This window comes from Thermanaerothrix sp., assembly GCA_026417795.1.
GTDB lineage: Bacteria > Synergistota > Synergistia > Synergistales > Synergistaceae > Thermanaerovibrio.
Genome location: JAOACP010000108.1, coordinates 1 through 995 on the forward strand (window position 1 = coordinate 1; position 995 = coordinate 995).

Sequence of the window (995 nt, forward strand, 5' to 3'; positions counted from 1 at the left end):
GGAGATTCCTGCTCTGGAGCCATATTGTGCCGGGCCCATAATATTCACAGACGAGTCCTTCTCCACTTAACATGCTCGACATGAGTCCCCGACTGGCGGTGCGTATTTTATATTGAACCGTTTCTTCAAAGGCGACGATGTGTCCCGAATCTACTTTGTAGCTTTCTCCTGCCCTGAGCGTTTTCTTGATAATAGCCCCATAAGAAGAAAGAAATACCGGTCCCCTGCCACGCAGATGTTGTAGAAAAAGACCTTCCCCCGAAAAGAGGGCCTTCATGGAACCCTTGGTTTGTAGTTCTATTTCTGGACTGCTGGCCAGCCAGGCGCCGCCCTGGGCGAAAAGACCGTTCCCTTCTAATTCTACTACCAGAATGTCGCCGGGGTAGGACGGAGCAAGGATAAGCTCGCTTCCATCCTCTTGAGCCGTAAAGAGCGAAGCAAAGATGTTTTCTCCGCCCAGGGCGGCGCCGATGGCCCCGAAAAGCCCCTTGCCGGTGGTTTTCGCCTGGAGCTCCACCGAAGGGCTCATGGCCGCCATGGCTCCGGCCTCGGCCTTGATCTGTTCCCGAGCATCAAGGGTGATATGAAGGGTGGAAAAGACTGGCGCATGGTGAATCTCGTATCGCATGGTTGCCTCCTTTTGCTTTTTGTGGATCCCTGTTCTACAATGAGAGTAATGGGTCCTGGCCCCTTATGCAAGGGTAACACCTTGTGTTATGAGAAACAAAGCTTTTTATTAAAATAGGTGAACGCAATGGTACGGAAATACACTTTTTCACGGAACGGTTTTGTGGAAGCCCCCGATGCCCCCACGGTATTTCATTTCTTTGAGGTAACCCAGAAAGAGATGGATGAACTTGTAAACACCTACAACCTTGATCCCCACAACATAGCTTCTGCCCTTGATCCTGAAGAAGTGGCCCGTCTGGAATATGATGATGAAACAGGTATTACCACCCTTATCTGGAAGGTCCCTACGACGATTAGATTGAATG

General features: G+C 50.5%; 2 protein-coding genes. One reads left to right on the plus strand and one right to left on the minus strand.

Translation table 11 applies throughout. The features are described from left to right. Window positions 1–628, minus strand: a 628-nt coding sequence (locus N2315_09425; protein ID MCX7829390.1) for a TIGR00266 family protein, incomplete at its 3' end; no start/stop codon positions are given. A 117-nt stretch (window positions 629–745) separates the two neighbouring features. Between N2315_09425 and N2315_09430 the strand changes: the two genes are divergently transcribed. Continuing rightward, the coding region (locus N2315_09430) for a hypothetical protein (protein ID MCX7829391.1) at window positions 746–995 on the plus strand (250 nt) is incomplete at its 3' end.